Source organism: Buttiauxella selenatireducens (assembly GCF_031432975.1).
GTDB lineage: Bacteria > Pseudomonadota > Gammaproteobacteria > Enterobacterales > Enterobacteriaceae > Buttiauxella > Buttiauxella selenatireducens.
This window is the reverse complement of record NZ_CP133838.1, coordinates 1,841,110-1,859,142: the sequence shown is the minus strand read 5'-3', so window position 1 is coordinate 1,859,142 and position 18,033 is coordinate 1,841,110. Positions and strand designations below refer to the sequence as shown.

Below are 18,033 nucleotides of genomic sequence, written 5' to 3'. Positions count from 1 at the left end.
AAGAAAACCGGCCACAATCGTGGCCGGTGAGATTAACGCAATTACTGAATCGGATAGGTATACGGCGCGTTTACGCCCAGTGGCAAGCCCAGTGCCCACCACACCAACAAGAAGATGCTCCAGCAGGTAAAGAAGATCACCGAGTACGGCATCATCATCGAAACCAGCGTACCCACACCGGTGGATTTCACATAGCGCTGGCAATACACCACCACCAGCGGGAAGAACACCATCAGCGGAGTAATAATGTTGGTGGTCGAGTCACCCACACGGAACGCGGCCTGCGTCAGTTCCGGGGAGATCCCAACCGCCATCAGCATTGGCACCATTATTGGTGACAACAGCGCCCATTTCGCCGATGCCGAACCAATCAGGATGTTCACCATCGCCGTCAGCAGGATCATGCCAATAATGGTGGCTTCACCCGGCAATGCCATGGTCTTCAGCACATCCGCGCCCGCCAGCGCAATCAACGTACCAATATTGGAATCACCAAACGCTTTGATGAACATGGCGCAGAAGAATGCCATTACCATGTACGAACCCATTTTGCTCATGGACTCATTCATCGCATTGATAACATCTTTACCACTGCTGAATGTCCCGGCGACAAAACCGTAAACAATGCCAGGGATAATAAAGATCAAGAAAATCAATGGCACGATGGATTTCATGATCGGCGCGCCGTAGCTGGTCAGTGAACCATCGCTCGCACGCAGCAGTGACGTTTCAGGCCATGCAAGAGCCGCAAGCCCCGCCAGCCCCAGAATCATCACCAGGCCTGCCACTTTAAAACCGCGGCTTTCCTGTACGCTGTAAGAACTCATATCTTCGTTATGCTGATAATCCCCGTCGATTTCCAGCTTTGACACGCGCGGCTCAACAATACGTTCGGTAACCCACCAGCCGACCAGGGTAATCATAACCGTAGAACCGATGCCGAAGAACAGGTTACACAGCGTGTTGACGGTATAAGTGTTATCCAGCAATTGTGCCGCAGTCTGGGTGAAACCTTGCAGCAACGCATCGTTACCGGTTGGCACCATGTTCGCTGCAAAACCACCCGATACCCCGGCAAATGCCGCCGCAATCCCCGCTAACGGGTGGCGTCCGACAGACATAAAAATAATCGCGCCCAATGGAATAACCAGCACGTAGCCCGCATCCGCAGCCACATGGCTAAACATTGCGACGAAGATAATCATTGGGGTTAGCAGTTTCTTCGGCGTCACACGCAGCATTTTTTTCAGGCCGGTATTAATGAAACCTGAGCTTTCCGCCACGCCCACCCCCAGCATCGCAACCAGTACGATACCCAGCGGTGCAAAACTGGTAAACGTGGTGACCATCGAAGAAAGGGTGACCGTTAATGCCTGCGGTGAAAGCAGGTTATTAATCTTAACGGCTTCGTGGGTGACAGGATTGATGACATCAAAATCGACGGTAGAAAGCACCGCAGACATCGCCATCACCACCAGTAAAAAATAGAAGAAGATCAAAGCGGGTTCGGGTAATTTATTCCCTGCTTTTTCAACAGCGTTGAGAAATCCTGTCATTAGACGACCTTCCGTGTTCCTTGTCGTTGTACTCATTCCTACCTCTTCTCGCTGTTACATTCATAAAAGTGATTGCTCATCGCAATTAATAACATTTTAGAATAATTTACAGCGACTAACTTTACGTTAATAGTCAAAACGAGATATCGACAGGTGATAGATATCAACTTTTTAAAAAATGACCAGATATTGAGTTGGAAAACAACGAAAAACACAGAATAAAAATCGGATGTCGCTTGCGCTAATCCGATCAAAAAAACGGTAACAGGAGAGTTCGCGCAGCAACATCCCTTTTACGTTTTAGGAAGGGGTTCTTTTTTGAGGCGCGGATATTTTTTAAGCCAGCGGCCACTCACCATTCGCCAGTAGAACAACACGCCACGCACCGTCCAGTCGAAGAACATCCCCATCCAGACACCCACCACGCCCATTCCCAGCACAATGCCTAATGTGTAACCTGCCACGACCCGGCAACCCCACATACTCGCCATGGAAACCCACATGGCAAAGCGGGCATCACGCGCCCCTTTCAGCCCGGCAGGTAAGACCCAGGACGCCGCCCAAATAGGCATAAATGCGGCATTCAACCAAATCAGAATTTTGACGACTTCTTTAACATCATCTTCGTGGGTGTAGAACGACGCCATCAGTCCTGCAAACGGTGCCGTTCCCCAGGCAATAATCGTCAGACCCAGCGTAGAAAGCCAAAATACATGACGCAGTTGCCGTTCTGCCTGGCCAATTTGCCCTTTGCCAAGACGTTTGCCGACAATAATGGTGGATGCCGAGCCAAGGGCGTTCCCCGGCAAGTTAATCAACGCGGCAATCGAGAAAGCGATAAAGTTACCGGCAATGACGTTGGTTCCCATCCCGGCAACAAACATTTGCGTCAGCAATTTACCGGCGTTAAACAACACCGATTCGATACTGGCGGGAATACCAATCCCCAGCACTTCCCACAAGATGCCGATTTTGAGCGGCCGGAAATAACTTTTCAGCGAGATACGCAACGAGGGGGCAATCCCTACCACCAGCACGTAAATAAAGCCCAGCGCACCGATATAGCGCGAAATGGTCAGCCCTAATCCTGCGCCGAAAAAGCCCAGCCCGTTCCAGCCCAGCGCGCCGTAAATCAATACGCTACTGATAATAATGTTGAGAATATTCATCCCGCCGTTAATCAGTAACGGGATTTTGGTATTTCCTGCCCCGCGCAATGCGCCGCTGCTGATCAGCGCAATGGCCGCCGCCGGATAACTCCACACCGTCGTCTGAAGATAAGAGAGCGCAAGCGCCTTCACTTCCGGGGTGGCCGCACCGGCAATAATATTGACCACATGTTCACCCGCAAGGTGAATCCCTATCGCCAGCCCGATAGCAATAATCGTCATCAGGATCAGCGACTGACGTGCTGCGTCACGCGCACGTTTTGGGTCGCGCTTACCGAGACTGAACGCCACCACCACTGTGGTACCGAGATCGACTGCGGCAAAGAATGCCATGATGACCATGTTGAAGCTGTCAGCCAGGCCTACGCCCGCCATCGCCTCTTTACCCAGCCAACTCACGAGGAAAGTACTCAACACCCCCATCAGTAAAACGCAGGTGTTTTCCATGAAAATAGGTACGGCGAGCGGGGTAATTTCGCGCCAGAACAGGACTCGATAGCTTTTTCGTTTGGTATACCAACGCGTGTTAGCCACGCGCTGGCGTAGTGCTGCTTGTAAGTTCAAGATTGACCTTGGGGAGGAAAGTGAAACCACATTTCAAATAATGATTTACAAATCGTTATCCTGCAAAGAGTTTTTTGTATAAAACTCGTTTCACCATCCTATCCCCTAAATAATTGGAGTTGCATCAAGGCGGCAAGGGAGTGAATCCCCAGGAGCTTACTTGAGTAAGTGACTGGGGTGAGTGAGTGCAGCCAACGCAGAGGCAGCTTCAAGTATGACGGGGATAATCGCCACCAAGATAAGCTTTACGCACCTCCTGATTCCCTAACAACTCCTCGCCGCTGCCACTCAGGCGAATCTGCCCATTTGCCATCACATAACCACGATCGGACAGTTTCAACGCATGGTGCGCGTTTTGTTCGACGAGGAAAATCGTCATGCCATTTTGCGCAAGCTCGCGCAGCGTCTGGAAAATTTGCTTCACCACAATGGGCGCTAATCCAAGACTGGGCTCATCGAGCAGCAACAATTTCGGGCGACTCATCAGCGCCCGGGCTATCGCCAGCATTTGCTGTTCACCACCGGACATCGTCATCGCTCGCTGTTTGCGGCGCTCTTTTAAACGTGGGAAAAGGTCGAACATGGTTTGCAGATCCTGGGCGGCAAATTGGTCACCAATTGGAATAGTGCCCATCAGCAGATTTTCCTCGACCGTCATATCGGGGAAAATTCGCCGCCCTTCAGGGGCCTGAGCAATACCGCCAGAAGCGACAAAATGCGTAGACTTGTGGCTGATGTCATCACCGCGAAACAGTATCTGCCCGTGGCGAATGCGCGGCTGGCCAAAAATTGACATCAACAGCGTCGATTTCCCCGCCCCATTCGCTCCGATCAGCGCCACGGTTTCGCCTTCATTCACCTGCAATGAGACCTGTTTTAGCGCCTGAATGGCGCCATAAAAAACATCTACACCACGAAACTCCAGCATCGCCTCACTCATACAGTGACCTCGTCTTCGTCGGTGCCCAGATAGGCGGCAATGACTTTCTCATCATGTTGTATTTCTTCAGGTTTGCCCTGCGCAATCACATCCCCATGGTCGAGCACAATAATGTGGTCGGAAATCTCCATCACCATGCCCATATCATGTTCAATGAGTAATACCGTGATGTCGTGATGGTCGCGCAGAAAACGGATGATTTTACTGAGCGTACGCGTTTCAACCGGATTCAGACCCGCCGCTGGTTCATCAAGGCAGATCATTTCCGGTGCGGTACACATCGCGCGGGCAATCTCGAGCCGTCGCTGCTGCCCATAAGACATTTCACCCGCCAGCCGGTTGGCACAATCCACCAGTTCCACCACTTCCAGCCAGTAAAACGCACGATCCAGCGCACGGCTTTCAGCTCGCCGGTACGCAGGCGTGTTTAGCACACCGGCCAGCAAATTGCGGTTCACCTGCATGTGCTGCGCCACCAGCAGGTTTTCGACCACCGACATTTCCCGGAACAAACGGATATTCTGAAAGGTTCGTGCAAGCCCTGCGCGATTCACAAGATGCGTGCCACCAAACATTTTATAAAACAGACGCTGCCCGAGCTGGGCCGGATTAATCCAGTCACCGGGCTGGAATTTTTGCCCCAGCACCTGTATCACATTGGTGGTTTTGTCATGCGTGTTAAACAAAATATTGCCGCCAGAAGCTTTGTAAAAACCGGTCAGGCAGTTAAAGACCGTGGTTTTTCCTGCACCATTGGGGCCAATAAGCGCGGTAATCGAGCCGCGACGCACTTCAAGGTTCACGTCGTTCAGCGCTTTAATGCCACCAAAGTGCATCATCAAATGCTCGACGCTTAAAATCATTTCACTGACAGAGGCGTTGATCATGGCGACACTCCTTTGCGCACCGTAAAGCCGCTACGGTTAATGCGGATCAGGCCGCGTGGCCGCCAAATCATCATCACCACCATTAACATGCCGAACAGCAACACGCGATACTCGGCGAAGCTGCGCAGCAGTTCCGGTGTCACCGTCAGCACAAACGCGGCCAGTACCACGCCAATCGTTGAGCCCATCCCGCCCAGTACGACAATGGCGAGAATCAATGCAGACTCAAAGAAGGTGAACGATGTCGGGTTAACAAACCCCTGATAAGTCGCAAAAAATACCCCTGCGATCCCCGCAGTTGACGCCCCCAGCGTAAAGGCCGACAGCTTAACCAGAACGTGATTAAGCCCCATCGAGCGACAGGCAATTTCGTCTTCGCGTAATGCCTCCCACGCACGGCCAATCGGCATGCGCGTCAAACGGTGTTTGATATACAGCACCACCAACACCACCAGTACCAAAATGGTGTAGATAAAAATAAACTTCAGATTGGGGTTATAGGTGAGGTTAAAGAACTCATGGAAAGGGATGCCGCCCTCCTCTTTCGCGCGCCGCCCAAATTCCAGGCCAAACAGCGTGGGTGAAGGTGCCGAAATCCCGTTCGGGCCGCCGGTAAACGTCAGCCAGTTGTTCAACACCAGGCGGATGATTTCCCCAAAACCCAGCGTCACAATCGCCAGATAATCGCCGTGCATACGTAACACCGGGAAGCCGAGTAACGCCCCGGCCGCTGCCGCCATCAACGCCGACAGTGGCAACATTGTCCAGAAGCCCAGCCCAAGATACTGATACCCCAACGCCAGGCCGTACGCGCCAATGGCATAAAAGGCGACGTAACCTAAATCCAGCAAACCGGCGAGGCCGACCACGATATTCAAGCCCAGGCCGAGCAAGACATAAATCAGCCCGAGGATCGCCACCGTCAACACGTATTTAGTCGCGACAAACGGAAAGCAAATCGCCAGTCCAATCACTAACGGAATGATCCAGCGCATGCGGCTTTTATACTCCGGCGGTCGCACATAGACACCCGAGTTATCCGTTTCAAAACGGCTGAGAAAACGCTCCCCCGTTGCCGTTGTCAAAAACGCACTCAACAAAAAACGTCCGACCATCACCACCGCAATGATGGCGAGCAGGCGCCGCCCATTAAAGTTAAAGCTGTAGCCATCAAGCACCACGCCGACAATCGGACCAAAGACTATCAACGCGACCATGCCCGCAAAAACCGCATCCAGCAGGCAGCGTTTAAGCGGAAAACTCTCGCGTAATTCCGTTTCAGATACCATGCTTTGCTCCCTCATACTTTGGCTACCATAGGCCGGCCAAGCAGCCCTTGAGGACGGAAAATGAGGATCACCACCAGTAACCCGAACGAGAACACATCTTTGTAATCTGAATTCACCATCCCAGAGAATTGCGCCTCAGCAATCCCAAGGATTAAGCCCCCCAGCATCGCGCCTGGCAACGAACCGATACCACCCAACACAGCCGCGGTGAACGCTTTAATACCGATAATAAAACCGGCGTAAAAATCAAAAGTGCCGTAGTTCATGGTGATAAGCACCCCTGCCAGCCCCGCCATCGACGCGCCGATAACAAATACGGTTGAGATAATCCGGTCAGCATTAATCCCCAAAATCGAGGCCATTTTCCGGTCCTGCTGCACCGCGCGGCACATGCGTCCGAGGCGCGTGTTGCCAATAACCCAGGTGAGCAGCAACATCCCCGTAAACGAGGCAATCAAAATAAAGACTTTGGTGTAGGTGATTTGCACGAAACCCTCACCTATATGAAAACGGAAAACGCCATCGAGCATGGTCGGGATCCCTTGCTGGCGCGGGCCCTGGCTGATTTGTGCGTAGTTTTGCAAGATGAGTGACATGCCAATTGCGGAGATCAGCGGCGCCAAACGTGTGGAGTTGCGTAGTGGTTTATAGGCGATGCGTTCAATCGTCCAGCCGTACACCCCCGTCACGACAATGGTGAACACCAGAGTGCCGAGGATCAGTAACGGAAACGAGTGCAATCCGAAGAATGACAGCAGCGCGAGCCCAATGGCGCACAGGTATGCGGAGATCATATACACTTCGCCGTGCGCGAAGTTGATCATGCCAATAATGCCGTAAACCATGGTGTAGCCGATGGCTATCAGCCCGTAGACAGAGCCCAGCGTTACGCCATTTACCAACTGTTGCAGGAAGAATGCGTCCATAATCAGGCGTCTCTTTTTATGGCTGCTCCTTAAGACGCAGCCAGATTTGAAAAAGCTTGAAAGTTGAGATACCCAAAATAATTCGAGTTGCAGGAAGGCGGCAAACTCAGGAATCCCCAGGAGCTTACTTGAGTAAGTGACTGGGGTGAGTGAGTGCAGCCAACGCACATGCAGCTTGAAGTATGACGGGTAGCCTTATTGGACTTCGGTGTACTTGCCTTTGTCATCCCATTGATAAACCACATAATCCGAGACTTTCAGGTCGCCTTTGTCATCCCAGGATTTTTTGCCCATGACGGTATCAACCGGATTGGCTTTCAGCCAGGCACTGGCTTTCGCTGAATCGGTGCCGCCGGTGGCTTTGAATGCCGCAGCAATGGCCTGGACTGACGCGTAGGAATAAAGGGTGTAGCCTTCTGGCTCGAATTTACTGGCGCGGAATTTGTCGATAACGGCTTTGCCTTCCGGGAGTAAACGCGGGTCTTTGCCGAAGGTCATATAAATGCCGTTAGTGTATTGCGGGCCACCGGCAGCCGTGACCATCTCTTCGTTGACAATACAGTCGCCGGAGAAGAATTTAGCCTGGACGCCTTGCTCACGCATCTGACGAACCAGCGGCCCAGCTTCCGGATGACAGCCCCCGAAGAACACCACATCAGGTTTTTGCGCACTGATTTTGGTCACCAGCGCGTTAAAGTCTTTTTCACCGCGAGACAAACCTTCGTACATCACGTCATTCACACCGCGTTTTGCCAGTGCCGCTTTGGTAGCATCCGCCAGCCCCTGCCCGTAGGTATCTTTGTCATGAATAATGACGACGCGTTTGGCTTTGAGCTTATCAATGATGAAATCGCTGGCGACCTGCCCTTGCTGGTCATCGCGCCCACACATGCGGAACATGTCATTCATCTTGCGTTCGGTAATGAGCGGGTTAGTTGACCCTGGCGTGATGGCGATGATCCCTGCATCGTTATACACCTCAGAGGCCGGCATGGTGGATGATGAACAGAAGTGGCCTACCACCGCTTTGACTTTATCCTGGTCAACCAGGCGGTTAGCTACGGAGACAGCCTGTTTAGGTTCGCAAGCATCATCCCCCTGAACCAGTTTGATTTTTTCGCCGTTGATCCCACCTGCGGCGTTAATGTCTTCAGCGGCTTGCGTCGCGCCATGCCAGTATTGATCGCCATAGGTCGCATTTGGCCCAGTGAACGGCCCCGCGACACCAATAACAATATCGGCCTGGGCGGAGAACGCCGTCACCAGACAACCTGCCAACACAAGAGAAAGAGGACTTCTGATTAATTTCAGCGACATTTGAATGTTCCTTAGCAAAAAAGCAAAGAGGTTTATGCACAACGGTTTAAGAGCCATTTCAAAAGCAAAAACGCGAACAAAATGCACTAAATGGATGACATCCTGACAAATTCCTGTGGCGGGGTTTCCCTACATTTTCACAGCCCATACATTAAGCAAAATAGTTGCCAACGTTACTGACTGCATGCCAATGTTTCGACATATGTCAGTATAGAGCGCCGTTGTAAGCGGCCAGGGACAACGCAATGAAATTACAGCGGCGATCACATCTGCTTAACAATAAAGCAAATAAGTTGAGATATTGGACGCTTTGCACCAATAAAGAACACAGATAAAGAAGGGTTAATATTTGCTAACGCTATGGGTTTGCGTGAAATAAGTGCTTAATGATTCTGAGCATAATAATTCGTCTTAAAACTCAACAAGTTGACTATAAATAGAGCAAACAAAAATCTTTTGCGTGAACCCTTTGACATCCCCCCCGCGAATCGCTAATATGCGCCCCGTTAACCGATTCCTCTGTAGTTCAGTCGGTAGAACGGCGGACTGTTAATCCGTATGTCACTGGTTCGAGTCCAGTCAGAGGAGCCAAATTTTAGTTTCATGATGTCCCCATACATCCTGAAATGCTTTAAAATCAGATAGTTAAAAAGAACCGAAGTACTGCAAAGTGCTGTCGGTTCTTTTGACATCCGTAGCTTTTCGGGGCTTAATTGGGGGCCTGCTGGTTCACTGTTCTACGGAGCCCCCACCATGCCCCTCACTGATACCGCTATTCGCAACGCAAAGCCCTTCGACAAACCCCGGAAACTAACCGATGCACAGGGTCTGTACCTGCTGCTGAAACCCAACAGTGCAAAACACTGGTATCTCAAGTACCGCTTTGAAGGCAAAGAACGCAAACTGGCTTTTGGCCCCTACCCTGCAGTAACCCTCGCACAGGCCCGCAAACTCCGCGAAGACGCACGGGCGATCCTGGGCGCGGGCGAAGATCCTGGCCTCATCAAACAACAAACTAAACTCGCGCGTAAAAACAGCACCAGCTTTGAAGAGATTGCCCGCCGTTGGGTGAGCAGCAATATCCGCTGGTCGAAAGTTTACGCTGGAAGATCCCTGCGGGCGCTGGAAATTCATGCTTTCCCCCTGCTCGGTAAATCCCCTATTACTGCACTCAAAACGGCTGATTTTCTCGTGCCATTGCAGGCCCTGGAAAAACAGGGGTATCTGGAAACCGCCATGCGGATCCAACAGCGTATCACCTCAATCATGCGCTACGCCGTGCAGCAGGGGCTCATTGCCAGCAATCCCGCGAATGATTTGGCGGGGGCTATCGCACCACCACAGGCAATCCATCATCCTGCGCTCTCGCTGGAAAAAATGCCGGAGTTGCTGGCACGGTTCGACACCTATCGTGGCAGACTGCTGACCCGTCTTGCCGTGCAGCTTAATCTGATGATTTTTATCCGCTCCAGTGAACTACGGTTTGCCCGCTGGGCAGAGATCGATATCGACAGTGCGATGTGGACCATTCCGGCACAGCGGGAGCCAATCCCCGGTGTGCGCTATTCCGAGCGCGGCGCAAAAATGAAAACGCAGCATCTGGTGCCTTTATCTACCCAGGCAATAGCATTGCTGGAGCAACTCAGGCGGCTGTCCGGTGATGAACTCTTTCTGTTTCCTGGCGATCACAACCCGGCTAAACCGATGAGTGAGAACACCATCAACAAAGCACTACAGGTGATGGGTTACGACACCAAAACAGAGATCTGCGGGCATGGATTCAGAACGATGGCCTGTAGCGCCCTGATTGAGTCCGGACGCTGGTCAAAAGATGCGGTGGAGCGGCAGATGAGCCACCAGGAACGCAACAATGTGCGTGCCGCTTATATTCATAAGGCTGAACATCTTGATGAGCGCACCCAGATGATGCAGTGGTGGGCCGATTATCTTGATGCCAGTCGGCAGGCGTTTATACCGCCGTATCGTTATTTACAGAAGATTGAAGCCAACTGAAGCAGTACTTGCGCAATTTGAAACAGATCCGCATTCCAGTAGCTCTGTTTTAAACTTCCTTACCCACTCTTGTGAATTCAGGCCTCGCGAGGCCGCTCTGACAGGCTGCTGTGGGCGTAAAGTGGACGTTGAGATCATCGCGGTGTCCTAAACAATGGACTGGTCTGCTTTATACCAATGCATCACATTCATCGCATACACTGATTTTACTTATTACTATCGTTAAGAATAGGAGGATTACCGCTAACGTAGGGACAAAAGCTGTCTTGATATAGCGGGTCAATATCAGGTCAAGATCAATGTTTTGTACGCTGATTGTCAGTTGAATAGGTAGACCACATTCCTCGTCTACCTTTTCCCATTTCAATTATATCCCTACCAGATTAGGCAGAAGGGAATTTTTGTCGATTTTAGTGGATACTCGTGCATGAAACATAGCCGGAAATGCTAATCATTATTAGCCTTATTTATCATGACTCCCCCCCATTTTTTCTTTAACTTCAGACAGCATAAGTTAATAAAATGTAGAGGTGCATTCATTGGCCGCATAAAGTCGATCATGAGTATTACTCTTTTATTATCGGCCTCGTTATAAACCTCATGCTCATAGCAGTCATCTAGTACAATACTTTTTCCCACTTCCCAAGTGTAATATTCGTTCATCACTCGGATATATGGTGGTTTTTTTTCCGGTACTTCAATACCGATGTGATAGCGCAGAATACCGGCATATGGGCCTTCGTGCGCAGCCAACGTCACTCCGGGTTCAAGCACAGCTATTGTTGCGTTAATTACATTCGGCATATCTTTGATAAGTCTGAGTAGAGTGGGACAATCTGTACGCGCACGATCATTTTCTTCCCACATAAATAAGGCATAGTATAGTTTCCAATTTTCAGAAACTTCGGCTGCACGCACTGGGTCAATATCTTTGTATCGCGTCAATTCCCGCTTATTAATGAGAAACGTGATTTCCTCATGTATTTCTATAAAATGAGACTCAAGTATTTTGCTTTCCGGAAAAACCTTATTGGGGGCCAACAGTGGTGGCCTTTGGTTTCCCCCTACAGAAGATAGGAAAATTTTATTCAAAAATTTACGTAAAAAGGCATTATTTTTACTGACCGAACCTTTCATTATACTTTCCCTTATTGGTGATGCTGAGAATCAATCCACTGCTCAATGCTCGGCAACACAGCATTAAGCGCCGCAGAATCCTGCTCTCCGATCAAAACAAAGCCAGGGCGTTCAAACGAATTACTGACCTTTCTCTCGCCCGTTTGAAGAGTCATTTGGCACTGTACCCTATCCAGTCCGGTCAGATTTTCCAGAGCCAGTTTGATTGTCAGTGGTGATATTGGTTGAAAAAGAGCGATATAGCTCATCGCTCCGTACCGCTGACGTGCTTTTCGTTCCTCAGCATCTGGCTGACCGTCAAAAGCATAGCGCAGTGTTTCCGCAACTAAATTCACTCCAGAAACTTTATTCACCATATCCCAGATATAGTCTCCTCCAGGGCGGTTATTGATTTCAATCAGAGATATTTGGTCCCCGTTTACCTTGACTTCAATGTGCATTGGCCCGTGTTGGTGATGAATTTGTTCCAGAAGCAAGCAGACGTAATTCTCAAGCCTGGAACTTTCTTCGGGTGTTAGTTCTGCGGGATATACATGCCTTTCTTCTACCAGCCCCCCGGGCAACAGACGTTTATCAGTCACACCTATCAACTGGTGCTGGCCACGAATGCTTAATGTTTCAACACTATATTCCGTACCTGTGACAAATTTCTCTAACAATACGCTGGCATATTTCTGCTGTTGCAGCTCAGCAAAAAATTCCAAAGTTTCTTCCAATGAGGAACAAATTTTGACGTTAATGCTGCCAACCCCGCAGGGATCTTTCAGCACTAGGGGAAAGCCGTTTTCTTCTGCAAACTGCATCACCGTGGCTTGGCTGTTAGCCATCACGAACGGCACATGTAGTGGAGTTGCAGCCAGTCTTTCTCGCAGTTTCCATTTATTACGGCACAATTCAGATATTTCCTCACTGGTTCCTGGCAAGCCCAGTGTTTTTGCTGCCTTGGCTGAAGGGAGCAGGCCATATTCGGTAAAGCTGAACAAGGCATCTGGGGCATATCGTTCGTAAAAATGACGAGCGCCCTCTAGAACCTGTTCATCGTTGAATGCTTCTATAGCGTAAATCTCCGTCGCCGCTTTCCGTAAACTCGGACCGATCAGTGCCGTGGGCTGAATCACATATAACTCAGTGCCTTCAGGTGGCATCTCCTCAAAGATTTCATCCTGGCTACCAACCATGATTATTTTACGTTTCGTCATTATTTTCTCCTGATCACGTAATAGGTGAACTGGCCAATCTCTTGACGCAAGCGATCGCGATCACGGATATAATCCTCCAGTTCGTAGCGTTCACGCATTTTACTGAGCCGCTGCAACATTTCGGTTAGCTCATCAGGTGTTAACAGTGAAAAGTGGGAATCACCATCCCGGAAAGCTTTCTCAAATAGTGCATTCTGATCGAAATAGCCGTGTTGCTGAATGATTGTATCCAGTGCGACAACCCGGTTGGTAATGACTAACCCTGCCTGATCCAGTAATGCCATTAATTGTTCATCTGTGGTAAAGCGCTGTTTCATTCTCTCAACAGCGGGTGTAATCAACTCACCCCACCACACCCCATCATGCAACTGCTGGTGTGTAATGGTATTAATCAGCAATAAACCATCTGGATTCAGACTACGTGCTGCTTGTTGCAAAAACTCAGCTAGGTTTTTAAACTGACTGCTTGGTTCATCCAGATGGTGTAATGATTGGTTGCAAATAATGACGTCCAACGAAGCATCACGGAACGGTAATTTTGTGATATCACAGCGAAGCAAATTAGCTTGTTGCCCGCGTTTGGAAAATTTTTGCTGGCATTTGCTCAGCATGCCCATGCTGAAGTCAGCGCACCAGACGTGTGGATAGTGTTTTTTTAATTCCAGCGCATAATTACCTGTACCACAGCCAGCATCCAGAATTTGCAACTCCTGCCATTTTTTATTCAGAGTGGCGATATAACCTAGTACGATTTCAATTCCTACAGCTGTACGTGTTTTATCGTAATTTTCGCTGATCACATCGTAATTCTCGTATTTACTCATCGTTATTCTTCCATTGACGTATCAGGCATTAAAACGGGAATGCCATTAACTATTTGATATTCATGCTGGCCATCAGCACTGATTAGGCACTGACGTTCAGCATCATATTTCAAAGATAAATGGCTTATAGGACAAATTAACAACTCCAGCATATTTGTATCAAACACAGGCACCTCTTCTTTTTGTCATGGAATATAACGGTACGGCGCTAAATCCTAACCGTTCTTTGATTCGTTGTGTGGTGCGCCCAGCTTCAAGTGTTTCAATTCCATTAGCCAAGGCATAGGAATACATATCAAGATATAGCAGTGTGTAAGGGCTGAAATCAGCACCGGCATAATTCATCCCCACAGCCCATAAATGTAGTTTTTTACCATCGATAAAAACAATACCGACACCCGCTAGCCGTCCTTGTTGCCGGATCTCCACAATGCGGGTGAAGGCTTCTGTACGCTGTAACAGGTGACGAACAGCCTCTGGTGGATAATAGTGTGGTGTGCCATTACGTGTGGTTGTTTGTTGGCATAACTCGGTGACTTCATACAAATCCACGGCGCTAACCGGCAGCCAGTGAATTTCACCGCCGGATTGTTTAAATTTTCTCAATTGCCGGTTAGCTTCACGGCGTCCATCAGCATTCAGTCTAGCTATAACCTGCTCTTGGTGGTTGAATGGCCGCAGGTCACAGCTAAAACGGTTCCACATGAAGTTTTTTTGCCATCCTGAGGAATGGTGCTGAATACTATTGGTATTTTCGTCAGTCAGGTTAAGTAACCCATATGGCTGCACCTGTTCCTCTTGCGCTAGGTCATCCAGAGCAGTCAATAGAGCTGAGAAAACCTGCTCAGGATCGCCGGTATGCAATACAGCACTGTCACTGACATGCATCGCATGAGAAAAAAGCGCCCGTGTATTAGAGTTAAACGGATAATTCAGTGAGGCTGTTAATACACCAAATGGGTCAACATCAGTTTGCAGATAGACCGGTAGCCAGCCTCGTAGCTCATTATCTTCTTGTACTGTTAAATAATAATTTTTCAGATGCGGTAGCAATGGTTGTTCTTCCAACGCCAGCAGGAAAAGGTAATCATAAAAAATGTTACCACTGGCCTGTTGATGAAAACGCTGATACGCCACAGGATTGATCTGAGTGATACTTTGCAAACATTTAATCTCCATATGCGCTTTTCTCCTGTGAAATCACGTTGGAAACGATCAGTAACGCGTCATCGATTTCCGTTAATGTGAAATGGCCCATGTGTCCAATGCGAATCACGCGTTCTTTGAGCGGCCCTAACCCAGTAGACAGCATTATATGGTGCTCATCTTCCAGACGTTTTTTGATCACCGAAGCGGAAAGTGCATCGGACAAATACAATGCAGTGATGCTGTGGCTGGCATATTGAGGCGCTGCAAAGCAGCGAACGTGATTGCTATCGGCGAAAAAGCTTCGGCAACGGGAAGATGCTTTCTGATGTCTCTGGTAACGATCAGGTAAGCCCTCGGCAAAAATTAGCTCCATAGCCGCCTGCAATCCCTGGAATACGTTAACTGCTGGAGTGTAAGGAACGCTGTGTTGTCGGCTCGCTTCTAGCCATGGGCGTAGGTGCATATAGGTGTGGTTGTCTGGATATTGCTCAATATAGTGCTGTGCACGGATACTCAGATATACGACTGCCATACCTGCGGGTGCCATTAGCCCCTTTTGTGTGGCACCGACCAGCACGTCAGCATCCCATGCAGCCATATCGATTGGTGTTGCACCTAAGCTGCTGATCGTATCCACCAGTACTAAGGCATCACTGAAGGCACGAATGACAGTTATCACCGAGGCGACGGGATGATAAATGCCGGTTGAACTTTCTGAGTGTGTCAGCAGGACGACGTCATAACTTGCCTGCATCAAGTGGGTTTGCAGCACGGAGAGATCAAAACTCTCACCGGGTGCAAAACGCACAACATTGAGATTTGCTGTGAAGCGTCCTGCAATACGTGCCAGCAAATCACCATAGTTTCCGGCGGTGAGCACCAGAACCCGGCTTTCAATATTCACGATACTGGCAATGCTGGCTTCCAGACCGCCAGTTCCCGAACAACTTAACAGTAGTGCTGGTTCGGTCGCGTTTACCAGCTTTGCCAGTTGCGCAGTGACTTCAGTGAACGCCTCGCGAAAAGCCATACTGCGATGGCTAAGCGGTTGTTGTGCCATCGCGATTAACACTGATGGTGGCAACGGAGTCGGTCCTGTATTGCGATTATTAATCATGCCAGTTGCCTGCGGATCTCACAGACAATGTCAGTCATTACGGTAATCAAGCGATCAATATCCTCCGCTGTTAATTCACCGATAAAACCGACGCGAAAGCTGTTTTTCTCGGCAACCCGGGATGGATAAATCACAATATTGCTGGAAAGCAAACGCTCACTTAAAAGGCTGGCGCTCAACACTTGTTCATCAAACGGCAACACGAAAGTGACTATGGCTGGCGCGCTGTGGCTTCCGGTCACCAGTGGACGGATGTCCAGCGGAGCCAGCCCGTCTATGACACGTCGGGCTCGTTGTTTATAAGACTCTAAACGAGTGGTCTGCCCGCCTTGTAGTAAATAGTCGTCAATCGCGGAAGACAGGGCGGAAATTACTTGCACCGGTGGTGTAAAACGCCACATACCATCATGCTGAAAACCGTGGTATTGCGCTTTCAGGTCTAAACTTAATGTTCGCGCAGTCCCTGGCTTCTCCAAAATGTCGCGACGAGCAATGACAAAGCTCAGACCTGGTACACCATGCAGTACTTTATTGGAAGAGGCGGCTACCGCAGAAAGTGATGATGAGGCAAACTTAATGGGCAGCAGCCCAAAAGCGCTCATGCTGTCAGAAAATACATGTAGCCCGCGTTGCTCTGCTAGTACTAACAGCTCCTCCAGCGGATTAGTAATTCCGATGCCTGTCTCTAAATGAACCAGTACCAGAGCGGTAATATCATTATGGCTTTCCAGATAGTCAGCTACCGTCACTACATTGATTGGCTGCAACGGATCACTTCGTAATACATAGTGTGGTAACGCGTGAATCCGGCAAATTTCTGCCATGCGTTCGCCATACGGCCCGTTGACTAGGATGAGGCTGGGGGTCTTTGCTGGCAGTAGAGAAGTCATCATGGCTTCCACGGCAAAAGTCCCGCTACCCTGGAGTGGCACAACGCTAAAATCATCGTTACAACGGGCTACTTCGGCAATTTGCTTGCGTAAATGTTTTGTCAGCGCCATCATCTGAGGGGTTCGCGTGCCAAGATCACAGTTTAATGCAGCACGTACGCTATCAGAGGTGTTGCCAGGGCCTGGGGTAAACAACGCCGTTTTCATAATAATCCTCTGCAAATAGGCAGTGCTGCATGCGTGGTAGGGGTAGAGATATGGAACTGCGGGTTGCTGTAATCCTGCCACTTTTTCTTGTAATAGTGGTTGTAATGGGAACCTTCGCTCAGTAGGTTAAAAGTGAGATAAAACACCCGTCTGTACTGTTGGCTGGTATTTATATGGGAAAAGTGCGGAATGAATGAGTTGAATACCAGGATGTCGCCCGCCTGAGCGTTGATGGTTTCCCATTGCAGTAAAGTCTGCACTTCATCAAGAAGATCACCATTACGCTCGCCACCTACGAAGTATTTGAACAAGGGATAACCCCCATATGGTGTGGTGCAATTTTGCACGATGCCAGTGTTCAGCTTTCTGTAATTAGCCGCCATATGCAGACAACCGTTATCTGTGGACAGTGTATCCAGCATGATGCCTGCGGTAATAAAAATAGTGGGGCCAAAATTACGGTAAGCAGGAGCATCCTGATGAGGTGGAAAGGCCCCCCCTTGAGGGGCTTTTACGTTACACTTGTCTTTAAACAGCGTTAGTTTTGCGCCCACTAATTCTTCGAGCCGCCGTTGCACCGGCAGAGTTACCTGCTGATAAAAAGTCTCGGAGCTGCCATTGAGGTACTCCATACGGCAGATACGATCCGTCGACTGTTTTTCTGGCACAACGATCAGGGTTTGCTGACGGCGGTAAAAATCGGCTAGAGTGCAGTTTTCAGCTTGCGCCTGCTGTACTATCATTCGGGCCTTTGCATCTAACTCTTGGTAAATAGCGTCGAGTAGTTCCTGTTGTCCTGCGTTGAAAAAGCCAGAAATCAGCTGAGAATCGGGAAAGTAGTCCATTGCT

At 49.5% G+C, this 18,033-nt stretch carries 16 protein-coding genes and 1 tRNA gene; 2 read left to right on the top strand and 15 right to left on the bottom strand.

All coding sequences use genetic code 11. The features are described from left to right. Positions 1–41 precede the first annotated feature (41 nt). The 7 genes from RHD99_RS08585 to RHD99_RS08555 all read right to left on the bottom strand — a co-directional run bounded on the left by RHD99_RS08585 (position 42) and on the right by RHD99_RS08555 (position 8,648). On the bottom strand, positions 42–1,556 hold the full coding sequence (locus RHD99_RS08585) for an AbgT family transporter (RefSeq protein WP_183269777.1): 1,515 nt from the start codon (positions 1,554–1,556) through the stop codon (positions 42–44). Positions 1,557–1,849: 293 nt separating this feature from the next. After that, a complete protein-coding gene (locus tag RHD99_RS08580) occupies positions 1,850–3,289 on the bottom strand; it encodes an EmmdR/YeeO family multidrug/toxin efflux MATE transporter (protein WP_309878434.1) in 1,440 nt (479 codons plus the stop codon). A gap of 208 nt (positions 3,290–3,497) precedes the next feature. Continuing rightward, positions 3,498–4,229, bottom strand: coding sequence for an ABC transporter ATP-binding protein (locus RHD99_RS08575; protein ID WP_309878432.1), 732 nt, complete (start codon positions 4,227–4,229; stop codon positions 3,498–3,500). Then, complete coding sequence (locus RHD99_RS08570) at positions 4,226–5,116, bottom strand: ABC transporter ATP-binding protein (RefSeq protein WP_309878431.1); 891 nt, start codon at positions 5,114–5,116, stop codon at positions 4,226–4,228. The genes RHD99_RS08575 and RHD99_RS08570 overlap by 4 nt, the downstream gene beginning before the upstream one ends. Continuing rightward, on the bottom strand, positions 5,113–6,405 hold the full coding sequence (livM, locus tag RHD99_RS08565; RefSeq protein WP_183269781.1) for a high-affinity branched-chain amino acid ABC transporter permease LivM: 1,293 nt from the start codon (positions 6,403–6,405) through the stop codon (positions 5,113–5,115). Before livM ends, RHD99_RS08570 begins: the two co-directional genes overlap by 4 nt. Before the next feature lie 11 nt (positions 6,406–6,416). After that, complete coding sequence (locus tag RHD99_RS08560) at positions 6,417–7,331, bottom strand: ABC transporter permease subunit (RefSeq protein WP_183269782.1); 915 nt, start codon at positions 7,329–7,331, stop codon at positions 6,417–6,419. A gap of 195 nt (positions 7,332–7,526) precedes the next feature. Next, positions 7,527–8,648, bottom strand: coding sequence for a branched-chain amino acid ABC transporter substrate-binding protein (locus RHD99_RS08555; protein ID WP_309878428.1), 1,122 nt, complete (start codon positions 8,646–8,648; stop codon positions 7,527–7,529). 515 nt (positions 8,649–9,163) lie between these two features. On the opposite strand from RHD99_RS08555, the gene RHD99_RS08550 reads away from it, so the two are divergent. Beyond that, a tRNA-Asn gene (locus tag RHD99_RS08550) sits at positions 9,164–9,239 on the top strand. A gap of 162 nt (positions 9,240–9,401) precedes the next feature. Next, positions 9,402–10,661: a tyrosine-type recombinase/integrase gene (locus RHD99_RS08545; RefSeq protein WP_309878426.1), complete on the top strand. Its 1,260-nt coding sequence runs from the start codon at positions 9,402–9,404 to the stop codon at positions 10,659–10,661. Between the two features lie 447 nt (positions 10,662–11,108). On the opposite strand, the gene RHD99_RS08540 is transcribed toward RHD99_RS08545, so the two are convergent. From RHD99_RS08540 to RHD99_RS08505, 8 genes are read right to left on the bottom strand one after another with little or no spacing between them, the layout of a single operon-like run. Then, positions 11,109–11,798, bottom strand: a complete 690-nt coding sequence (locus RHD99_RS08540) for an aspartyl/asparaginyl beta-hydroxylase domain-containing protein (protein ID WP_309878425.1) — start codon at positions 11,796–11,798, stop codon at positions 11,109–11,111. A gap of 11 nt (positions 11,799–11,809) precedes the next feature. After that, entirely contained in the window at positions 11,810–12,997 is a 1,188-nt protein-coding gene (locus tag RHD99_RS08535; RefSeq protein WP_309878423.1) for an ATP-grasp domain-containing protein, read from the bottom strand. After that, positions 12,997–13,821, bottom strand: a complete 825-nt coding sequence (locus RHD99_RS08530) for a class I SAM-dependent methyltransferase (RefSeq protein ID WP_309878422.1) — start codon at positions 13,819–13,821, stop codon at positions 12,997–12,999. The genes RHD99_RS08535 and RHD99_RS08530 overlap by 1 nt, the downstream gene beginning before the upstream one ends. 2 nt (positions 13,822–13,823) lie before the next feature. Then, a complete protein-coding gene (locus RHD99_RS08525) occupies positions 13,824–13,988 on the bottom strand; it encodes a Trm112 family protein (RefSeq protein WP_309878421.1) in 165 nt (54 codons plus the stop codon). Beyond that, positions 13,981–15,000, bottom strand: coding sequence for a GNAT family N-acetyltransferase (locus RHD99_RS08520; protein WP_309878420.1), 1,020 nt, complete (start codon positions 14,998–15,000; stop codon positions 13,981–13,983). The genes RHD99_RS08525 and RHD99_RS08520 overlap by 8 nt, the downstream gene beginning before the upstream one ends. Further along, complete coding sequence (locus RHD99_RS08515) at positions 14,990–16,087, bottom strand: pyridoxal-phosphate-dependent aminotransferase family protein (protein ID WP_309878419.1); 1,098 nt, start codon at positions 16,085–16,087, stop codon at positions 14,990–14,992. Before RHD99_RS08515 ends, RHD99_RS08520 begins: the two co-directional genes overlap by 11 nt. After that, positions 16,084–17,184 (bottom strand): 2-aminoethylphosphonate--pyruvate transaminase, encoded by a 1,101-nt coding sequence (locus RHD99_RS08510; protein WP_309878418.1) that lies wholly within the window; start codon positions 17,182–17,184, stop codon positions 16,084–16,086. The genes RHD99_RS08515 and RHD99_RS08510 overlap by 4 nt, the downstream gene beginning before the upstream one ends. Then, positions 17,181–18,029 carry a phytanoyl-CoA dioxygenase family protein gene (locus RHD99_RS08505; RefSeq protein WP_309878417.1) on the bottom strand — a complete coding sequence of 283 codons (849 nt, stop codon included), beginning with the start codon at positions 18,027–18,029 and terminating at the stop codon, positions 17,181–17,183. Before RHD99_RS08505 ends, RHD99_RS08510 begins: the two co-directional genes overlap by 4 nt. Positions 18,030–18,033: the final 4 nt, after the last annotated feature.

Excerpts from the sequence above, each read along its gene's own strand:
- RHD99_RS08540 (WP_309878425.1), bottom strand. The coding sequence starts at position 11,798 with ATGAAAGGTTCGGTCAGTAAAAATAATGCCTTTTTACGTAAATTTTTG.
- RHD99_RS08510 (WP_309878418.1), bottom strand. The coding sequence starts at position 17,184 with ATGAAAACGGCGTTGTTTACCCCAGGCCCTGGCAACACCTCTGATAGC.
- RHD99_RS08560 (WP_183269782.1), bottom strand. The coding sequence starts at position 7,331 with ATGGACGCATTCTTCCTGCAACAGTTGGTAAATGGCGTAACGCTGGGC.
- RHD99_RS08575 (WP_309878432.1), bottom strand. The coding sequence starts at position 4,229 with ATGAGTGAGGCGATGCTGGAGTTTCGTGGTGTAGATGTTTTTTATGGC.
- RHD99_RS08555 (WP_309878428.1), bottom strand. The coding sequence starts at position 8,648 with ATGTCGCTGAAATTAATCAGAAGTCCTCTTTCTCTTGTGTTGGCAGGT.
- livM (WP_183269781.1), bottom strand. The coding sequence starts at position 6,405 with ATGGTATCTGAAACGGAATTACGCGAGAGTTTTCCGCTTAAACGCTGC.
- RHD99_RS08505 (WP_309878417.1), bottom strand. The coding sequence starts at position 18,029 with ATGGACTACTTTCCCGATTCTCAGCTGATTTCTGGCTTTTTCAACGCA.
- RHD99_RS08545 (WP_309878426.1), top strand. The coding sequence starts at position 9,402 with ATGCCCCTCACTGATACCGCTATTCGCAACGCAAAGCCCTTCGACAAA.
- RHD99_RS08520 (WP_309878420.1), bottom strand. The coding sequence starts at position 15,000 with ATGGAGATTAAATGTTTGCAAAGTATCACTCAGATCAATCCTGTGGCG.
- RHD99_RS08535 (WP_309878423.1), bottom strand. The coding sequence starts at position 12,997 with ATGACGAAACGTAAAATAATCATGGTTGGTAGCCAGGATGAAATCTTT.
- RHD99_RS08515 (WP_309878419.1), bottom strand. The coding sequence starts at position 16,087 with ATGATTAATAATCGCAATACAGGACCGACTCCGTTGCCACCATCAGTG.
- RHD99_RS08585 (WP_183269777.1), bottom strand. The coding sequence starts at position 1,556 with ATGACAGGATTTCTCAACGCTGTTGAAAAAGCAGGGAATAAATTACCC.
- RHD99_RS08570 (WP_309878431.1), bottom strand. The coding sequence starts at position 5,116 with ATGATCAACGCCTCTGTCAGTGAAATGATTTTAAGCGTCGAGCATTTG.
- RHD99_RS08530 (WP_309878422.1), bottom strand. The coding sequence starts at position 13,821 with ATGAGTAAATACGAGAATTACGATGTGATCAGCGAAAATTACGATAAA.